At 42.8% G+C, this 19,692-nt stretch carries 15 protein-coding genes; 8 read left to right on the forward strand and 7 right to left on the reverse strand.

The window, feature by feature from the left end; genetic code table 11:
- Positions 1 to 383: 383 nt before the first annotated feature.
- Positions 384 to 1,889, forward strand: a complete 1,506-nt coding sequence (locus ACT3QR_RS02440) for a PepSY-associated TM helix domain-containing protein (RefSeq protein ID WP_444519793.1) — start codon at positions 384 to 386, stop codon at positions 1,887 to 1,889.
- A 203-nt stretch (positions 1,890 to 2,092) separates the two neighbouring features.
- On the opposite strand, the gene ACT3QR_RS02445 is transcribed toward ACT3QR_RS02440, so the two are convergent.
- Together ACT3QR_RS02445 and ACT3QR_RS02450 are read right to left on the reverse strand one after the other, a co-directional pair.
- Positions 2,093 to 3,844, reverse strand: coding sequence for a multidrug ABC transporter permease/ATP-binding protein (locus ACT3QR_RS02445; RefSeq protein ID WP_444519794.1), 1,752 nt, complete (start codon positions 3,842 to 3,844; stop codon positions 2,093 to 2,095).
- Between the two features lie 83 nt (positions 3,845 to 3,927).
- Positions 3,928 to 6,102 carry a TonB-dependent receptor gene (locus ACT3QR_RS02450; protein ID WP_444519795.1) on the reverse strand — a complete coding sequence of 725 codons (2,175 nt, stop codon included), beginning with the start codon at positions 6,100 to 6,102 and terminating at the stop codon, positions 3,928 to 3,930.
- 444 nt (positions 6,103 to 6,546) lie between these two features.
- On the opposite strand from ACT3QR_RS02450, the gene ACT3QR_RS02455 reads away from it, so the two are divergent.
- Genes ACT3QR_RS02455 through ACT3QR_RS02470 form a run of 4 tightly spaced genes read left to right on the forward strand, consistent with a single transcriptional unit; the run spans position 6,547 to position 10,526 of the window.
- Entirely contained in the window at positions 6,547 to 7,863 is a 1,317-nt protein-coding gene (locus ACT3QR_RS02455; protein ID WP_444519796.1) for a flavin-containing monooxygenase, read from the forward strand.
- Positions 7,860 to 8,750 carry a bile acid:sodium symporter family protein gene (locus ACT3QR_RS02460; RefSeq protein WP_444519797.1) on the forward strand — a complete coding sequence of 297 codons (891 nt, stop codon included), beginning with the start codon at positions 7,860 to 7,862 and terminating at the stop codon, positions 8,748 to 8,750. Before ACT3QR_RS02455 ends, ACT3QR_RS02460 begins: the two co-directional genes overlap by 4 nt.
- Positions 8,740 to 9,675, forward strand: coding sequence for an SDR family oxidoreductase (locus ACT3QR_RS02465; RefSeq protein ID WP_444519798.1), 936 nt, complete (start codon positions 8,740 to 8,742; stop codon positions 9,673 to 9,675). Before ACT3QR_RS02460 ends, ACT3QR_RS02465 begins: the two co-directional genes overlap by 11 nt.
- A 17-nt stretch (positions 9,676 to 9,692) precedes the next feature.
- A complete protein-coding gene (locus tag ACT3QR_RS02470; RefSeq protein ID WP_444519799.1) occupies positions 9,693 to 10,526 on the forward strand; it encodes an SDR family oxidoreductase in 834 nt (277 codons plus the stop codon).
- 209 nt (positions 10,527 to 10,735) lie between these two features.
- On the opposite strand, the gene ACT3QR_RS02475 is transcribed toward ACT3QR_RS02470, so the two are convergent.
- Positions 10,736 to 11,752, reverse strand: coding sequence for a bile acid:sodium symporter family protein (locus ACT3QR_RS02475; RefSeq protein ID WP_444519800.1), 1,017 nt, complete (start codon positions 11,750 to 11,752; stop codon positions 10,736 to 10,738).
- Positions 11,753 to 11,931: 179 nt separating this feature from the next.
- Here ACT3QR_RS02475 and ACT3QR_RS02480 point away from each other — a divergent pair, with 179 nt between their 5' ends.
- Both ACT3QR_RS02480 and ACT3QR_RS02485 read left to right on the forward strand, forming a co-directional pair.
- Positions 11,932 to 13,530 carry a phosphatase PAP2 family protein gene (locus tag ACT3QR_RS02480; protein ID WP_444519801.1) on the forward strand — a complete coding sequence of 533 codons (1,599 nt, stop codon included), beginning with the start codon at positions 11,932 to 11,934 and terminating at the stop codon, positions 13,528 to 13,530.
- Positions 13,531 to 13,630: 100 nt separating this feature from the next.
- A complete protein-coding gene (locus ACT3QR_RS02485; protein ID WP_444519802.1) occupies positions 13,631 to 14,278 on the forward strand; it encodes a glutathione S-transferase in 648 nt (215 codons plus the stop codon).
- Positions 14,279 to 14,321: 43 nt separating this feature from the next.
- On the opposite strand, the gene ACT3QR_RS02490 is transcribed toward ACT3QR_RS02485, so the two are convergent.
- Entirely contained in the window at positions 14,322 to 14,546 is a 225-nt protein-coding gene (locus ACT3QR_RS02490; protein WP_444519803.1) for a hypothetical protein, read from the reverse strand.
- A gap of 608 nt (positions 14,547 to 15,154) precedes the next feature.
- Here ACT3QR_RS02490 and ACT3QR_RS02495 point away from each other — a divergent pair.
- Positions 15,155 to 15,970: a hypothetical protein gene (locus ACT3QR_RS02495; protein WP_444519804.1), complete on the forward strand. Its 816-nt coding sequence runs from the start codon at positions 15,155 to 15,157 to the stop codon at positions 15,968 to 15,970.
- Between the two features lie 47 nt (positions 15,971 to 16,017).
- Here ACT3QR_RS02495 and ACT3QR_RS02500 read toward each other — a convergent pair whose 3' ends face one another.
- Genes ACT3QR_RS02500 through ACT3QR_RS02510 form a run of 3 tightly spaced genes read right to left on the reverse strand, consistent with a single transcriptional unit; the run spans position 16,018 to position 19,665 of the window.
- On the reverse strand, positions 16,018 to 17,013 hold the full coding sequence (locus ACT3QR_RS02500) for a glycosyltransferase family 2 protein (RefSeq protein WP_444519805.1): 996 nt from the start codon (positions 17,011 to 17,013) through the stop codon (positions 16,018 to 16,020).
- 46 nt (positions 17,014 to 17,059) lie between these two features.
- Positions 17,060 to 18,358 carry a hypothetical protein gene (locus ACT3QR_RS02505; protein ID WP_444519806.1) on the reverse strand — a complete coding sequence of 433 codons (1,299 nt, stop codon included), beginning with the start codon at positions 18,356 to 18,358 and terminating at the stop codon, positions 17,060 to 17,062.
- Positions 18,359 to 18,360: 2 nt separating this feature from the next.
- Entirely contained in the window at positions 18,361 to 19,665 is a 1,305-nt protein-coding gene (locus ACT3QR_RS02510) for a glycosyltransferase (RefSeq protein WP_444519807.1), read from the reverse strand.
- Positions 19,666 to 19,692: the final 27 nt, after the last annotated feature.

Here is a 19,692-nt window from a genome sequence, read left to right on the forward strand (position 1 = left end):
AAGTATATTATAACGTCGCTAATGATAACACTAACGATAATTACTATCATTAAAAAATTACAACGGGACAGTTTTTAGAAGTATTTGTAGGGCTCAAAAAAGGCTAGAGATAAAGTGTTGCGAATGGTGTCACGCAGACTTACTGTTTTAAACAATGCGTTTTAAACGATGGTTTTTGTCAGATTTTTCTCGTATTATGCAGCAGGATTCCAAACACAGTTATTTACAGTAGCATTTTATATCACTGTATCGATGTCATTGTATGGCTTCATTCTAGCTCGCTTTAAGACTACTTAAGACTGGTCTGGCAAGCAGATATATCACTATTATCGATAGGTTTACGTTGCTCATTGAGCAACCAAAGATTGTTTAAGGTCACATTTATGGACACACCATCCAACCAATCCACCAGCAACCAGCGCTATTTCACAGTATGGCGTTGGCATTTTTATTCAGGTATGTTTGTAGCGCCCTTTTTAATTGTTTTAGCTGTCACAGCCCTCGGTATGCTGTTTATGTCTAACACAGCAGGACGTGACAATGACCGATTAACGATTGCTGTGCTAGAGTCTACGGTTCAGGCACCTGTCTCTACTCAAGCAAAGAACGCGCTGAGCACCTTGCCTGATAGCACACTGGTTAAATATATCGCTCCTCGTGATACCGATACAGTGGCTTTGTTTCAGATAAAATCAGACGTCCAAAGCAATATGGTGGCAGTTAATCCTTACACAGCTGACATCGTCCAAAGTGAGCCTACTAGTAGCGGTCTTTATAATACGTTTAATAATATTCATAGTGATTTGTTAATTGGTAAAATCGGTGATTATTTGTTGGAGACGGCCGCATCATTGACTATTTTGATGATTTTGTCTGGTTGGTATCTGTGGTGGCAAAAACGTCAGTCAGTTAAAGCCATGTTGATACCTAACGAGCGGGTAACCAACAAGAAAAAACGCTCTTTTATGCGTACTATTCATGCGACATTGGGCAGCTGGATCTCTGTGCTGCTACTGTTTTTCTGCATATCAGGCATGGCATGGGCAGGTATATGGGGCGAAAGAGTGGTGCAATCATGGAGCCAGTTTCCTGCGGGTAAGTGGGGCGTTGCACCTGTTCCAGTATCCATTGATCACAGTCAACATGCTGCTATGCAAGAGTCCACACCAGAGCCGCATGTGCATGGCGCGGCAGCGTCTGAAGCGCATACTGAAGCACCCACGCATGGCAGCGTCCTAAACTCGGGCGACACTAAGGAAGTTCCTTGGGTACTTGAGTCGACGCCGATGCCTGTGTCAGGCACAACGATGGGTAAAGATGGTATCGCCGCCAACATACCTATTATGATTGATACGGTGGATCGCTACGCTCGTGAAATCGGTTTTGTAGGGCGTTATCAGCTTAACCTACCACAAGGTAATACAGGCGTCTGGACCATTAGCCAAGATTCAATGAGCTATGATATGAGCAGTCCGACAGCAGATCGTACGGTACATATCGACCGCTATTCGGGTAACGTTTTGGCTGATATTCATTTCGATGATTACAACGCGTTTGGTAAATTCATGGCGGCTGGTATCGCGCTGCATATGGGGACGCTCGGATGGTGGAGTGTGTTGGCCAACGTCTTGTTTTGTCTGTCAGTCATCGCTATCTGTATCAGTGGTTATATTATGTGGTGGCAGCGTCGCCCTCGTCATGCAAGCGATAGCGTAGGATTAAACCCGCCAGCTCGCAGCTCAGATGTTTCCGTTTGGTGGCCGCTTGCCATTCCTTTATTAGTTGTGGCTGTCATATTCCCGACTGCTATTATCGCGATTGTGGCTATCGCGTTACTAGAATTTTTAGTAATTTCTCGAGTTGGGTTTTTACAGAAATGGCTAAAATAAGCGAATGGTAAGATATCGTTGTTCTCGATATAGTAAAAGAGCGCCTTATAGTAAGGCGCTTTTTTTTTGCTTAAAAACTGCTGATTTTAAGAACGGATTATTTCAAAAAGTGCTCAGATTAACTGCTATTTAGCTCAAAGTTGATCAAACGTTTTATGGGCTTAAAGCTGAGCGGTCAGTAATACATACAGTTATAGCTTTATTTACTTGAGCATAGCAATGGCATCTTTACTAGCACGCTGTCGCTCTTCAGCATTTAGCTCAATGAGACGGCCTTCTTTCATCAGTAATAATCGATCGGCATGCTCAAAGTAACCATCATCATGACTGATGATAAACAGTGTCTTACCCATGGCTTTTAACTCAGGAATGAGCGTCTGGTAAAACACGCGGCGAAAGGCAGGGTCCTGGTCAGCTGCCCACTCATCGAGTAGTAATATGTCCTTCTGTTCAGCGACGGCGATTAGCATTGCCAAGCGTTTTCGCTGACCTTGTGACAACTTATCTGTAGAGAGCTTATGGTCAGCCACACTAACTTTTTCTTGTAGATTGAGCTTATGTAGCCAGTCAGAGACTAGGGCCGCATCAGGCTCATTGCCTTGATCTCCAATCAATTGCTTAAATAAATGCTGGTCGCTAAAAATTGCAGAAAACAGCTGTCTAAAGTCGGTATTGTTTTCTGAATTGACGACTTGTCCATCGACTTGTACCGTCCCTATGGTAGGGGTGAAGATACCAGTTATTATTTTGGCAAGAGTGGATTTGCCGCTACCATTCGCACCGATTAAGAAAACCACGTCGCCTCGTTGTAGGGTTAAATTGACAGACTTTAAGATATTATTGACAGGATTCTGATTGTTATCACTATTTTGATCATTATCATTAATCGCTGTGTCCGATGCATTACTACTGCCTACATAGCGATAACTGATATCATTTAATGAGATGGATTGCCAGTTCTTAGCAACCGCATCGGTCGCGAAATTCGGCTGATGCTCGGACAATTCTAAAGACTGTATCTTTTCTAGTGCAACTTGAGCAGTCTGCAATGTTGGATATGCACCTACAGCATGTAAAAGCGGTGACTGCATAAACAAAATGGTCAAAGAAAAAGTAGTAGCAACTCCCATCGATATATCAAGATAATTGGCCACAGCAAACACGATACCAATTGATGCGAACATCATAATATTGGACCAGTTCACCGCTGATAAATGAAAGGTATCAGACTTGGTTACGGTCTTTTCATACGATTTGGCATGGGTTAAAAAATCATCTGTATACAGTTTTTTTGCTCGATGCTGGTTAAGAGCCAGCTCTTTACGACCCTCTATAATCGATTGATAGTCTTGATATAAATCGTCATTAATCTCTCTCAATTCTGTTAAATGCGTATAGACATGCTTGACTAAGATAGTGCTTATCCAAATAGTCATTACAATCCAAAACATAACAATAAACAGTAATGGCAATGACAGCCAGCCCAAATATAATCCCACGCCAACAGACAATATAATGCCCTGTACCAGTTCTGGCATACGAACGAAGGCTACGGTAATAGATTGGATATCAGATGATAGGCTGGCCAGTAATCGCGCACTACCTAAATGGTCTATCTGTGGCACGGTGGTATCGATAATTTGTTTGACCAGTTTTGTTCTGAGCTCATAAACAAACCGATGTCCCAGTCGTGTCAATGCATACTGCGATAAAAAAGTCGTCACTAGTAACAATATCACTAGCAGCGAGAACTGCGCCAAACTTAGCCAAGACAAGGTATCAAACACAGGCTGACTAATAAAAGTGTGATTGATGTAAGCGATAATACCGACGCTGACAGCGGCATTGACCAAGTTCAGCAGAATGACTTTTAGAAAAGGTAGGCGATAATGTGCCCAGATCATATGGTACAAAGAAGTGGTCGTGCGAGAGGACGCTGTAGTACGAGAAGACATAATAACTCAGTAGTAAAATAAATTTTTGATGGTATAAAAGGGAGTAGGTCGCGCCCAATCCCTTTTATTAAATCCAATACTGTCTAAAAATCGAACGTTGCTGATACCTTTAATGCAGTTGGCTCACCCGCATTTAAATAACCATAGCCTGGTAGTCCACCTACAGATTGCCAGTAATCCTCACCAGTCACATTGGTTACGACCCCTTTTAAAGTTACATCTTGACCAGCCAATAGCGTGCGATAGCGTGCACCAAGGTCTAAGGTAGTATAACCATCTACTTTTAAGGTATTAGCGGCATCGGCATAGCGCGCGCCTGTATGGATAATATCACCCGTCAACGTCAGTCCTTGGACTGCTGCTAAATCATATTCTAGGTTGACGTTGCTCTGGAGCGTCGGGACGCCAATGACACGATTACCATCTAACGCGGCATCGCCTGTGTCTTTTTGCTTGGCACTTAAATAGCTTACGCCGGCATTTAGACGCATGTTTTCACTTGGACTACCAAAGACAGTCAGCTCAGCGCCTTGATGGCGGTTTTCACCAGCAGTAGTAAAGGTTTTGTCATCATTGATATAAGCACGTGGCTCATCAGTATAGAATATAGCAAAACTACTACCGATAAAGCCATTGTCGTACTTTACACCCAGCTCAGTTTGCTTACTTACATAAGGGTCTAGGTTTTGTCCTGCATTAGTTAGTGCATTGCCAGAGTTATCAACCAGTGGCGCAGTATCACCTTTAGCGAGACTCTCGATATAGTTGCCATAAACAGACCAGTCCAGCGTTGGCTGGTAGACGACACCTATACTTGGCGTCCACGCGCTTTCATCATATTCAGCTGTTTTTTCTTGAGTGTTGTAATCATAGCTGGTTGTTTCGATGTTTTGATGACGTACGCCTAGTGTGGTTTTTAGCTTGTCATCAAACAGTGATATGGTGTCTGCAAGTGCAAAGCTTTGTAGCTGAGTCTCGCTCGTCAGCTTAGGGTCATCAAGACGACCACCAAAGAAAGCAGTATCTGACCACTCATTACTATAATCTGTCGGGCTATACAGATTGGTCGCAAGCTGGTTGCCAAAATCAAAACCGTAAGCGCCTTTTTCTTCTTGATCATAAAGATCTGTTGCTAGTACCCAGTCATGATTGATCTTGCCAGTTTGCCATTGTCCACGTAGTCCAAGCTGGGCACTTTGTACCAAATCTTCGCGAGTATTATCAAAGCGGTAGGTCGAGCCAGTACCATCTGCGTCAGAGACGGTAAGGTTGGCTAAAGAGTTTTCTTCGTCACCACGTCTAACGCCGTAGGCACCATAGCCAGTAATGCTGTCATTAAAATCATATTCTCCTCGAATGGTACCAAACACATCTTCTTCGTTTGAATACGTCCAAGGTTGTGCCCAGTTTTTTGAGCCGTCAGGTGCTTTTGGTACATGAGAAACACCGGCAAGCGTCACACTAGGGCGCGTCTCTGTCAGCTTGTTATCTTGCCAGCCCAGATCTGCTGATAAGCGGTACTGATCACCTCTATAATCCAAACCAAGGGCGGCCAAACCCAAGGTTGATGACTCATCATCGATAGCGCTGTCACCGTCTTGATAAGCTGCATTGAAACGTACACCAATCGCATCATCAGTACCGAAACGATCACTAACATCTACCGCAACCTTACCTTGATCGCCTTGACCATAGCCAACTGTTAGCTGACGTAATGGATCATTATCAGCCCGTTTAGATAATAGGTTGATTGTACCGCCTGAGTTTCCGCCACTAGGTGCTGCACCATTTAGCATGGCTGACGCACCACGCTGTACTTCGACACGTTCGAACAATTCTGTTGCGATATATTGTCTAGGGAGTATGCCGTATAGACCGTTGAACATGGTGTCATCTGAGGTAGTCACAAAGCCGCGCATAAAATACGCTTCTTGGAAGTTACCGAAACCTCTAGCCACACGTACTGTGGGATCTTTTGTGAGTAGGTCGCCGACACTTTGTGCTTGCTGATTGGCAATGTATTCGTTGGTATATGACGTAGTAGAGAACGGCGTATCCATAATATCTTGATTGCCTAAGAGACCAACGCGGCTACCGGTTGCTACTTGGCCACCTTCATAGGCGCTAGGTAAGCCATCCGCTGATGCATCAGCACTACTGGTCACGACGATAGTGTCGAGTACCACATTAGGTGTCTCTGACTGTGCCTCTACATTGTTATCTACTTGCGCCCATGCTACTTGACTGGTCGTTAGCATAATGACTGAGGTGGACAAACAAGTTGAATATAATGTTTTTAAAGGTAGCGATTTTCTTAGTCTAGAACGTGAGAGTATGGATGTTAATTGCGAAGAGGAGCCAGATACATTCAAAGAATTAAGGCGAAACAAAGCAGCAGAGAGGCGGGACAGTTGCATGAATATTTCCAGCGTGTAAGTTAAATCGTTATTATAATGATAATCGTTTCTATTACAATGCTTTAGTGATGCAATTTTGAAGATATATCAGAGAAGGCGCTTTAAAACTAATCTACAAATAAGCTGAAAAATAACCAGTATTTTTATTTACTTGAGCTGGCTCCTCTATCGATATATGCTATTGTTTTATCATGGGCACAGAGGACGCTGGTCTCGCCTACCAGAGGTGCAGTCAAATGGAATTGACTGATTTATACAATTGAAATGGATTTTACGGTGACGCTTATGTATGCAGTGATCGGAGCAGGTCCTATGGGGCTAGCTACAGCACGAAATTTACAAAAACTGGATATTTCTTTTATAGGTTTTGAGCTACATACAGATGTAGGCGGTCTATGGGATATCGACAATCCGCACAGCACGATGTATGAGAGTGCACATCTGATTTCATCTAAGCGCATGACAGAGTTCGAGGAGTTTCCTATGAAGGACTCAGTCGCGGCTTATCCTCATCATACCCAGCTTCGTCAATACTTCCGAGACTTTTCAGATACTTTCAACCTCAAATCACACTATGAGTTCTCTACGCGCGTGATCAGCATGATGCCCGAAGGAGATGGCTGGTGCTTGATCAGCGAGTGCAATGGACAGAAACAATCACGGCTATTCGATGGTGTCCTCATTGCAAATGGAACATTACACACACCAAATATGCCAAGCTTACCAGGGAGGTTTTCGGGCACGTTGATGCATTCTTCTGAATACCGCAGTCCTTCTGTGTTTAATGACAAGCGTGTATTAATCGTCGGATGTGGTAACTCTGGGGCCGATATTGCCGTTGATGCAGTGCATCATGCAAAGTCGGTAGATATCAGCCTACGACGTGGTTATTACTTCCTACCCAAATTTATCAAAGGTAAGCCAGTTGATACGCTAGGCGGCAAACTAAAACTCCCGCGTCCAGTCAAACAGCGTATGGATGCTGCGATGATTCGTATGGTAATAGGCAAACCTTCTGATTACGGATTGCCAAATCCAAACTATCGTATGTATGAGTCGCATCCGGTGGTTAATTCATTGGTACTGCACCATTTAGGTCATGGCGATATCAAGGCTCGTCGTAACATACGCAGTGTTGACGGTCATACAGTAACCTTCAGTGATGGCAACAGTCACGAGTATGATCTGATTTTGATGGCGACAGGTTATTTGCTTGACTATCCATTCATTGATCGCGAGCAGCTCAACTGGCCTACCAGTCATGACGCGCCGCAGCTATATATGAATGTGTTTCATCCCAAACACGATAATTTATTTATGATGGGTATGGTGGAGGCTGCGGGTTTGGGCTGGGAGGGGCGCAATCAACAGGCTAGGCTTGTTGCTCTATATATTCAGCAGCGTCAGAAAAATACAGCAGCCGTCGAACAGTTCAACAAGGTGAAACGTAAGCGTGCTGGCAAGACGCTCGATGGTGGCTATAACTATATCAAGCTTGCACGCATGGCATATTATGTGAATAAAGATGATTACTTAGACACGCTATCCAAACATATCGCTGAGCTTGAAACAACAGAGTCTACACTGGTATCAGAAGTATGATGGCGGCTGTAGCGTTTGAGCCACGAAGCTTGATTCTGCTTAATCTTATCTTGGGATTCATGATGTTCGGCGTTTCGTTAAGCCTACGTCTCGAAGATTTTAAGCGTATCTTTTCATTTCCAATTGCACCGATAGCAGGTTTGTTCGCTCAGTTTTTATTATTGCCGCTCGCTACGTGTTTATTTACTTGGGTATTGAATATCGATCCGGAGTTGGCGCTAGGAATGATTTTAGTCGCATCCTGCCCAGGAGGGAGCTTCTCTAATATTATGACTTGGCTGGCACGCGGTAATGTCGCAGTGTCAGTCAGCATGACGGCTGTGTCAAGCCTCACTGCAGCAATATTAACACCAGTTAATTTTGCCTTTTATGGTTGGCTAAACCCATACACACGCGAGTATCTGACAAAAATAACCATTGAGCCTAGCAGTATCTTGATACTGGTGCTTCTGGTATTGGCGTTGCCTTTAGTGCTTGGTATGTTGACAGGACGACGATTGCCCGATCTTGTCGTACGTGTCCAAAAACCCCTACGTATTTTCTCATTACTGGTGCTAATGGCTTTTGTCGCAATCGCTTTTTCCAGTAACTTCGCACTTTTTTTAGAGCGTTTTCACAGCTTTTTTTGGCTGGTTGTTGGACATAACTTATTGGCACTCTCGCTAGGTTACGGCATGGGACTGATGCTCAAGTTACCAGTCGCAGATCGACGCGCAGTGACTTTAGAAGTCGGCATACAAAACTCAGGATTGGGATTGGTTATTTTGTTTACGTTCTTTCCAGAGGCGGGCAGCATGATGCTCATTACGGCATTTTGGGGTGTATGGCACCTAGTCTCAGGACTCACACTTTCACAAATTTGGGCACGGATTCCCTATGAACAATAAACGCATATTAATTACTGGTGCCGCGGGCTATATCGGTCATCAATTGGGCAATCGTCTGGCTGCTCATCACCATGTGGTTGGCACCGACGTTCGACAACGTAACGATCTAGACTTCCCAATCCATGTACTAGATGTGCGTGATAGGGGCTTGGCAACGCTACTAATAGAACAAAATATCACCCATGTTGTGCATCTTGCGTCTATTCTACAAGCATCAAAAGATCGTGCTCGTGATTATGATATCGATGTCAATGGTACGCATAATGTCCTTGATTGCTGCATCAAAGCAGATGTCACGCATATAACACTGACCAGCTCGGGCGCGGCCTACGGTTATCATGCTGACAACCCTGAATGGATTGATGAGCAAGATGAGCTACGCGGCAATAAGGAGTTTGCTTACTCAGATCATAAAAGGCAGGTAGAGGAGCTGCTGGCAGGCTTCCGCGAGCAGCACCCACAGCTACAGCAGCTCATCTTTCGACCAGGCACAGTATTAGGTGCTGATACGCGCAATCAAATCACTGGTCTGTTTATGGCGCCGCGTATTCTTGCACTCAAAGGTAGCGATTCACCTTTTGTGTTTATCTGGGATCAAGACGTGATCGGTGCTATGGAAATGGGTATTCGTGGAGACAAGGTAGGTATCTATAATATGGCAGGCGATGGTGCGCTGACCATGAAAGATATCGCGAACCGGCTGAACAAACCGCTATTGATCTTGCCAGTAGGTTTAGTCAAAGCTGGTTTGCAGGTTGCAAAATGGCGCGGTAAACCAACAGGTCCAGAGCAAGTTAATTTTTTGCGTTATCGCCCCGTGCTGAGTAACAGACGGCTAAAAGAAGAATTTGGTTATTCTTTGGCAAAAACCTCTGCCGAAACCTTTGAGTATTTCATCGAGTGCAATGGACTACGTAAGCCCTGATATGGAGAAAATCATCAATGTCACTATCTACTGCTGCCAAGTCAACTAACGTTAATACTCATTCAATGAATGTCACTTTAATCACTGGTGCTGCCTCAGGACTTGGTTGGGCAATGGCTCGGCACTGGTATGCCGCTGGTCATCATCTAGTACTCGCTGATATAGATGAGCAAGCGTTAAACGCGCGTGCCACTGAGTTAGGTGACATTGATAGAGTCATAACAGTCGTCACTGATATCGCTCAACGTGATGATATTGCCGTCCTTATCGAACAAGTACAAAGCCATTTTGGCCGTCTTGACTTATTGGTGAATAATGCAGGCATTACCCATCGATCACCCGCGTATCAAACTGATCCTAATGTATTCCGAAAGGTCATGGCGGTAGATTGGCAGGGTGCAGTGGAGCTGACCATGGCTGCGTTACCTATGCTACGTGAGTCCAAAGGACAAATTATTTGCATTGGCTCGATGGCTGGATGGATGCCCGTACCAGGGCGGGCAGCTTATTGTGCCGCCAAGGGGGCGCTCACACAATTCTTTGAAGTGTTACGCTTGGAGTTAGAGTCTGAAGATATTCATATCCTTATGGTTTATCCGAGTTTTCTTGACACGCCTATTGAAAACCACGCGTTAGGCCGTGATGGCAGTATCGCAAAGCACCCACGCTCGATGATAGGGAATATGCGCAGTGCGGAGTGGATGGCTGAACGAATCGATCAAGGTTTGCAGCGGCGTGAACGCTGGATATTGCCTGAACCTGTGTCACGTTTTGGCAGTATATTATGGCGCGTTGCTCCCGCTATATATTTGCGTCAAGTGCGTAAGCGTTTTATAGGGGAGTTACAGTAGCTTTCGCGAATGAGGACTTTAGAAGAGAGGCTAGTCATTAATTCAAATGATCGGATAGCGCTATGCTATAAGACGCTATATTGAAAGTTAGTATGTTAAAAGTTACTGTATTGAAAAACGCTAATTTTAAAAACATTATCTTAAAAGTAGCGCCTTTTCTAGGAAATAGCTATCTAACATAGTATGTCGAGTGCATTATTTTTTCAGTATTAACTGTTTCTGATTGGTTTACCAAGCTCTATGGACTCTTCAGTCTCGATGACGGTAGGATTTTTTGCTTCTTGACGCTTATCCCACCAAGCGAAGATATTGGCTAAGATAGAGCCAGAAACAGAGTGCCAAATACAAGCAACCGCGGCAGCGATGGCGGATTCTGCATTTCCAGGGAAAAACTTCGTGCTTAGGCCCGTCGCTAACCCTGCATTTTGTACACCAACCTCAATAGATATGGTGCGCTTTTTGGGCTTGCTCATACCAAATAAGGCACCTGAGTAGTAGCCCAATATATAGCCGACGATATTGTGTACCGCAATCGCTAAAATCACGACTAGTCCTGATTGTAAGAACTGATCGCCAAATACGGCGGCAACGCCACCGACGATAGCGGCAAACGCCAATACAGCAACGCCTGGCATTACTGCACGTACATCATTAAACCAGTGTTTATTTTGAAATACAATGTTGAGCATAGAGCCGATAGCGACTGGCAACAACGTCACTAAGAGCATGAAGCGGAACATTCCCCATCCATCCATCTCTACAGATTGACCAACCAAATAATTGAGCCAAAGTGGAGTCACTAACGGCGCAATGATGGTTGATACGGTGGTCATACCTACTGAAAATGCCACATCACCTTTGGCAAGATAGCTCATAATGTTTGAAGACACACCGCCAGGACAAGTACCAACCAATACTAGACCCAATGTCAATCCAGACGATAAATCAAACAGGCTAGCCACGCTAATCGCCAAAATCGGCATAATGGTATATTGGATAATTGAGCCAATAAAGATATCAAGCGGGCGCTGGGCCAATACTTTATAGTCTTCTTTACCTAGTGTCATACCCATTGCGAGCATAATGACACCCAGAACGATGACTTGGGTATCACCTGTTACCCAAGAAAAAGTAGCAGGCTCTATAAATGTCACTGCGGCCGCCAAAACAATAACCAATGCCGTAAATCGACTTAACTGCTGACTTATCATCCTTAAAAACTGCATTTCTCAAATCCTTCTAACTAAGCCTAAAAAATAGTCAAGTATAAGTTCAAAACTACTGTATTTCCAATGGGTTTGGGCAGTTTTTAGCCAACAATAAGTTGCTATTATGACAACTTTAACTATGATTATAGTTCCAAAGTTTTTTGAAATTTTTATTCACCAGTCAAACGAGGTACTAGGTGTTGCAAACCCCATCAAATTTGAACCGCTTTAAACACCTATGTCTTGCGTTATTGATATTTTATTTGCTTTATAATTTGACGACTTTTTATAGCGTATCTCTATATACACTCTATCCATCGCAAATTCACAATCTCGCCACGCCGTTTGATAATACCATTCCTTTTATTCCCGCTATGATTATTCCTTATAGCTGGTCGCTGATTTTATTTGTTGCTAGTTTTTTCTTAGTGAGGACCTCTACGCAGGTATTTCTATTAACCTGTCGCTTAATTTTGGCAACCGTTTTTGCCTGTTTGATTTTCTATCTTTATCCTGCTCGTTTCTCTTTTCATCGAGTTGTACCGGATGATTGGACACAGTTTGGTTATCAGTTTTTACAGTTGGTGGACAAGCCATTCAATCAGCTGCCATCACTGCATGTCAGTTACGCCATCTTGCTTGGGGTGTCATTATGGGATGTGGTAGCGTCTAAAAACAAATGGAGTTCAGTCACTTATCGATTGTTGCTGACAGGTATATGTACATTGATAGCCCTGTCGACGGTGCTGACGTATCAGCATCATTTGTTAGATATGTTGGGCGGAGCAGTGTTGGCTGTTGCAGTGCTTATACTGTCAAATCGGAGCCGAAATACACTAGTAATCAAGCATCTGACACTGGGGATGGTAGGGTTCTTATTGTTAGCGATAGGAGGGTTTTACCTTGATAATATTACTGTAATAGCGTTTGAATCTATAGAAACCTTAGCTATTATAATTGCGCTATATTGGTTGGTTAGTTTTACGATGTTGGCTTGTACCTATCAACAAGTCACACCAATACGGGATGCACGTTGGTTTCAAAAGTCCAATAGCGGTCGATTAACCTTATATACTTGGATGAAGTTTGCACCGATTATTATTGTTTACAATGGTATGTCATTTTTGGGTCAGTGGTATTTTAGAGTTTTCGCCAAAGAACAAAAATATCCACTCACACCCTATGCTATTAACGATAAGGTCAATGTTGTTGCTTCACCTAGATTGACCCAGGCAGATGTAAGTAGTCATTTAACATATTGGTTATTTGGCCATACTTCATTAGAATGGCCGAGTTCGTTAGAAAGCAATCGGCCCTCAGTTCGCTATCAGATAATTGTTGTTGATTTGGCCGCTGAGATATCTAGTCATACTCATTACCTTGAAATAGCTGCTAACAGTATCATGAGTACAACAGTTCATTATTTGTATTTGCCTTTATTGGATTTGCAGCCATTAAATGACGTATTGCTCCAAGACTATATCGATTTATTTAAGCGGATTGAGTTTTTGACGCAATCAGTGAAGCCGCGGGCGATAAACGCTGACAATGAGAACCAGCAAGAAGATAGTGTTATTACGCTTATTAACTTCCATTGCGTGATGGGGTTGTCGCGTAGCATTGGCGTGCAAGTTTTATATTTATTATATTGTGGTACGCTAACTGTCTATAACTATCAATTGTGGATTGAGCAGTATTATCCGCACGCGCATCTTAAAGACGCTTATCTGCCACAGTCATTGGTAGAAACTATGGCCAATTATAAGTCTGTCACGTATTCAACAGCGCCTGAATAAATGTCGATGTTAGTAGGTTTGCGTCTGCTGGTTTTTCTTTATTTGCTCTTTACCTATCATTTATCTATTGATTAATTCCTATTCAACTATGGAGGAATCTATGAACACTTCATTGCCTTGCTTATACTCTTTTCGTCGCTGTCCCTATGCTATGCGTGCTCGTCTCGGTTTATTGTTTGCTGAGCTATCAGTAGAGCTACGAGAAATCACGCTAAAGAATAAGCCAGAACAGATGCTAGCAATTAGTCCAAAAGGTACGGTGCCCGTGTTACAGCTTTTAGATGGTTCAGTGATTGAAGAAAGTGCCGAAATTATGTCGTGGGCGCTTAAACAAAACGATCCGAAAGGACTGTTTGATGAAAGCGTTTTATCTCAGGCTAATACTCTGATTGCCCGAAATGATAATGAGTTTAAGCAGTGGCTTGATCGCTACAAATACGCCGATCGTCACCCTGAGATGACACAGACAGAGTATCGGCAACAGGGTGAAGTGTTCTTACAAGATTTGGAAGCATTATTGAATAAGAATACGTACCTACTAGGCAATAGCGTGACTATTGCAGATATCGGTATCATGCCTTTCGTTCGCCAATTTGCTCATGTCGATCGTGATGTTTTTTATGGCCTGCCTTATCCAAAGCTACAGCTGTGGCTACAGCATTGGTTAGAGCATCCATTATTTGTACAAGCCATGACTAAGTTTCAGCCATGGCAGGAAGGCGATGAGGTAGTGGTTTTTCCTGCTTAATATAGTGGGCTCTATATCTATATAAGCTATATATGGTATCAGTCTATCTTGATTTCACGACGACCACCTTTTTCGCAGGAGACTTATCTTTTGCAACTACCACCTTCTTAGCTTGAGGTTTAGCTTTAACTACTACTTTTTTGGCTTGATGTTTATCTTTGACTACTACAACTTGTTGGGCAGCATTCGCTGGACCGATCATCGCAAAGCAAGTGGATACAGCCAATAGTGAGCTAATAGCAATTTTTTTCATGTTTAAGTTTTTCATAGTAAGGTCCTTTTAAGCTGATTATAAGTAAGAGCAGTCATTTAGTGGTTAGAGGTAGATGAGTAGTACGTTGCTCTATTGGATAACTAGATGATAGCGAGTTACAGCGTTACGTACTTTTATGAAAGTTAAAGAAAGGTGACTTTTTCTAATAGATATTTGACCATTGATACAATCGTAAGAGTTTTCTGCTAAGGGTAGGTAGATAAGCAACATTCTAGAGATGTTGCTTACTGACGGTTAACTTATTCTGCATTACTGGTCAATGGTGAGATTAATAGAAGATGTTGTTATGGCAATAAGCTGAGATAGCTAGCTGGTGATATATCATTTACTAAATACACAGATCGTTACCTAGAAGTTACTTAAGCAAATTATTAGCTAGTACTTGTCTACTATGAAATGTTGCGAATATCGCATTCTAGCAGGTCAGCAAATTGAAATAATGGCAAAATATGATTTTTGAGTTGAATAAGTAAGAAAGAGGAAGTAGCAGACTTTTATTAAAATAAGGCTTTATCTGCGCATAACAAAGGTAAAGCTTTATCTATAAAAATTGCTAATAATTATAAAGTAACAATCAAAGGCTTAAACTAACTAAGGTCGCTATGTCTAATACAGAAAAGCCAATACTTAAACAGAATGTCTCGCTATCGGAGAATAGCGAATACGTATTTGATAACATAAGCATAGCCACGTCTGCTTTTTTAATGTTACCAGCTGTTATACAGACTGCCTTAGAGCAAGCCAAACGGGTTGTTCTAATTGCTAATAATCCTGCTGTGACTACAACGCAGCTTGAGGTGCTATTACAGCCCGATGATGTATTAGTGTTATTTAATCACTTTATTCACGCTGATTTTTTTGCTGGACATCAGTTAGCTAGTTTGTTGCCTAAATTGCTGTTTTTTAGGCAGATTGGTGATAGTGATCTACATTTTGGCCTACCGCCCAGAAGCAACCATGTATCAGTGATGGAACAAATGGCAGAGAACGCACCATTAGGCATATTGACGAGCAATCAATCTTACCAGTTCCCGTCACTAGCAGATGATCCAAATCCTGATGACGATCCTATCACTGCTCAGCGCATCTTAAATGTTCCTTCAAGTATGCAAAAACTATTATCAAGCCCTATCTACCACATTGTGCTATCAGAGCGACACGAAGTTGTTGCTGATTATCCATATTTTAACGATATTCATTCGTCAGCACCCTCGTCAGGTTTTCTATTGTATCGGCTAATACTGGCAGCTCGAGCATACTTATACCATATTCAAAAAACGGAACGACCGTTAGAGATAGTAATGATCGGTTTCAATGACAATGATGAAACAGCTCATTTTTGGCATGGTCATAACTGGGCGTTTGAACGTCAGGAAATGAGTCGACCACCTAAAGGCGTGATTGTTCATCGGTACTAAAATATTGATTAACTAAGTTATCGTTAGCTAGAAATTGCTAGAAGTAGTTAAACATAAGGAGCATCTAGGCAATGAGCGAGTTTTATCTCATTGTCGCTAGGCTCTCGTCGTATGGCTATCAGTGATGACTGTTCTTCTGTCCAATCAATTAGCCCTATATCAGAAAATTGAGACAGCCACCCTGCCATGGGCCAACAGTGCCATTTTTGATAGAAGCGATTGGCATTGACAATGATACTGTCCAAATGATTAAGAGGTGGCCGGTAGACACTGTGCTGCTGATGATAAGCGATATCAGCAGTGAGGTAAAAATCGATATCTAATCGGCGTGCTGTAAAAGCAAAATCGGTATCCTCTGCACCATAACCTGTATATTGGGTGTCGAAACCGCCAATTTCATCAAAAGTCTGTCGCTTGATAGCGAAGCACAGACTCCAGAATGCACCGTAATCATCAGTCTGTTTGATGGCTGTTTGCTCTGTTCCAGCTTGGTTTGAATCAGCTTCATCAAAATTATAACGATAAGGGTTATAGACAGACAGCTCGTATAAAACAGAGAAAGGCAGATGATTAATTTTTAATTTCTCACTTTCTTCTACTGTTAAAGGTCGCGTCAGATAGCGGGGTTGACCCATCAAAAGCGCACTAGGGTATTGCAGAAGCTTCTCATACATTTGCTCAATAAACGTAGGTGCTACGATACAATCAACATCCAAAAAAACCAGCATATTGTGAGTTGCCTGCAGTGCCCCAAGATTACGGTTATGTCCGATATCAAACTCTGCAGTATTAGTATCACAACCATCATTCACAGTCGATTTAACCGTAGTCGGTAACTTCACGATATTTAATGAAAACTCAGCTAACCGATTGGGGTCAGCGTCGTCGTTGACGATAATGACTTCGGCTGGCTTCACACTGCTATTTTCTAGACTGCTGAGTAGGTTGTAGAGATGGCGATTACGACCATAGCAAGTCGTAATGACTGTCATTGATACAGTATTAGAAGTCGTGCTAGTGTTACTCGTCGGCTGAATGGTCATCGCTTGTCTTTACCTCGCTATCAGGTTGCCTTTTGTTTTTAATAAGTCAGAATTCAATTGTTGATTCGGGTGTTAAGTTGAGTCGAGGGAGTAACCAGTTTTCAAACCAACGCTTGGTAGTAGGGTAAGCAGTGGTGCTATGCATGAACGCTTGAGCGGCTATTGGCGTAACTGCGTTAGTTTCCTCGCTGTTATCTTCCTCAATATTATTTTTTTCAATGCTATCAACCGATATAGTGGGGTGCTGTGTGCTTCGAGCATTAACCCCTTGATCAAAAGATTCAGGTTGACCATTATTGACGCTCATTAAGGTTTTAAACTGCTGCCAATTTAGCGCTTTATTTTGAGCGACTAACGCTTCAGCCATGACGGCTTGTTCATTATGTGGCCTGTCATCAGGCACTACTATGAGCGGCGTATCATAATGATATGCTTGCGCGACAGCATTTAAGCCACAGGCCATGACCAAATAATCGCTATGACAAATAAATGGTGTGACGTCATCTACCTCAGCTGAGATATCGATATAACATCGCTTGTCTTGCTCTATAGGGCCGAGAGAGATGATTAATGCATTGGGTAGAAGTGAGTGCAACTCAGATAGTTTTTCATCAATTGCTTTGTGTCCACCGTAGCCTTTAATGACGGTGATAATAGGTGTTGTAGCTTCGGACTTATATGATAGTTGAGCCCTAATAGATTGAAGGCTTATAGATTTAAGATCAGAAGTTTCGTTATCAACTCTTAATTTTGCCAAGATATCTATAAAGCTCTTATAAGTACATGACTCAGTTTTTTGAGAGTAAATAAAATCGAGATAAAGCGTTTTATCACAGACCCACTTAAATGTCTGAGCAGCCTCCAACGCTTTAGAATAAGGCGCCAGTAAGGCAAGCGCGCCAGCAAATGCACCAAGATGTGGCTCGTCATCTCGAATACCTGGAAGCCTAACGTAAAGGTAAGGGATACTTGCCGCCCGGCAAAGCATTGCCACCTCAACACTGACATCGATAATCATTAGATCAATCTTACGTTGAAAGATAGTGTCTAGTATTTGGTGACTGCGTTTTTGAATGTCAGTATTGCCTACAGGCGAGTAGTGTAGGCTGGCTGGTTGCCAATATTCTCCTGCACGCCCTGCCAGTACGTCATTGGGTAGTTCGTCTTCTGCATTTAAACGTACGATTTGTTGTTCATCAATAGCGGTAAAACGATAATTATCTGCATCTAAGCTCGTAAATACCGTTAGTTGCGCTCTTGCATCATTAGGTAGCAATGCAGCCAGTTTTTCTGCCTGTCGGCAATGTCCTGAGCCGTGATGATGAGCATAGTAGCCGATACGCATTATTATGATTCCTCAGAAAAGCTAACAAAATCATTGTCGGTTTCAACTGGCGCTTGAATGGCCTGATTAAAAAACTGAAGGGAATCTTTTGTCAAATCAGACAGCTCATAACTGTTGATACTATTGACGTAACTTTCTGGATTGTCTTCTATCAACGCCGTTCTATTTTTTAACGCTGCTTTATATATTGCCAGATAGCCGTCTACCATAGCTGAAACTGAACAAAACTGTAAGGCGCGGTCACGGCAAGCTTGGCGTGATATATTTTTAATCGTATTAAAGCCACAGATAAAGGCTGCTTTGTCTTTCTTAGGTACGATGACCCCTGTCTCTGGAGTAATAATCTCAGCACTGGCTCCAGCATCGAAACCAATAACTGGCGTGCCACATGCCAAACTCTCAGCCAAGGTCAATCCATACGGCTCATCCCAAGTGCTGGTAAACAACATGGCAGTTGCTTGGCACAAGTAATTATTAATCTCGGTCTTGGTGACATGACCCACATAACTGAATAGTTTGTTACCGCCACTTTTACTGTCTTTAAATAATAAAGGGGCTACTTTTTGATTGAAGTAGTCTTCGTTGCTTTTAGGCCCTGCTATGATAAGTTTTTTCCCAGCTTCTATACAGTACTGCATGGCTAAGTGAGTGCCTTTTTCAGGGCAGATGCGCCCATACCAAAAATATACCTCATCATCGCTAGTATCAGTATCGCAAATGGATTCAGTATTGGCCGTAAAGGACTCGACATCGATACCATTGTATACCACTTGTGAGGGAACAAACTCAGCGAACAACTGCTGTTGATGCTTACTAATCGCCGTAAATTGAGTGGTTGTACCAGCGCGCAGTGTTAAAAGCGCCAAACGTAACTGCGGAAATATAGGCGTATGAAAAGTGGTGAAAAACCTTTCGCCTAACGCTTGGCCTGTCATCATTGGAATGTGATGCAAACTGTGGTTATGGACAATGTCGATCTCACCGCGCTCATCGCGTTCGATAATATCTCGTAGGGCTGTCTGATAAGTCAGATATTGGTACATCTCCTCGCGGCCCATGGATACCGTTTCATGCTCATTATCATAGACCATCTTGTTAAACTCATGACGAGTCAATAACGGAACCAACGTCGCGCTTGTCTCGCTATCTTTATGAGCGTAAAGCAATACCTTGTGACCTTGCGCCACTAATTCATCACAAATCAATTGGGTAATCATTTCCAAACCACCCGCGTAAGGCTGGGCAATGGGATACAGTGAGTGCGCGATAATGGCAATGCGTAGCGGTGAGTTCGAAGACCTGATCATGTTTTTAAGACCTTTGTAGTTATAAGC

It is taken from the genome of Psychrobacter sp. AOP7-B1-25 (assembly GCF_052376195.1).
Taxonomy (GTDB): domain Bacteria; phylum Pseudomonadota; class Gammaproteobacteria; order Pseudomonadales; family Moraxellaceae; genus Psychrobacter.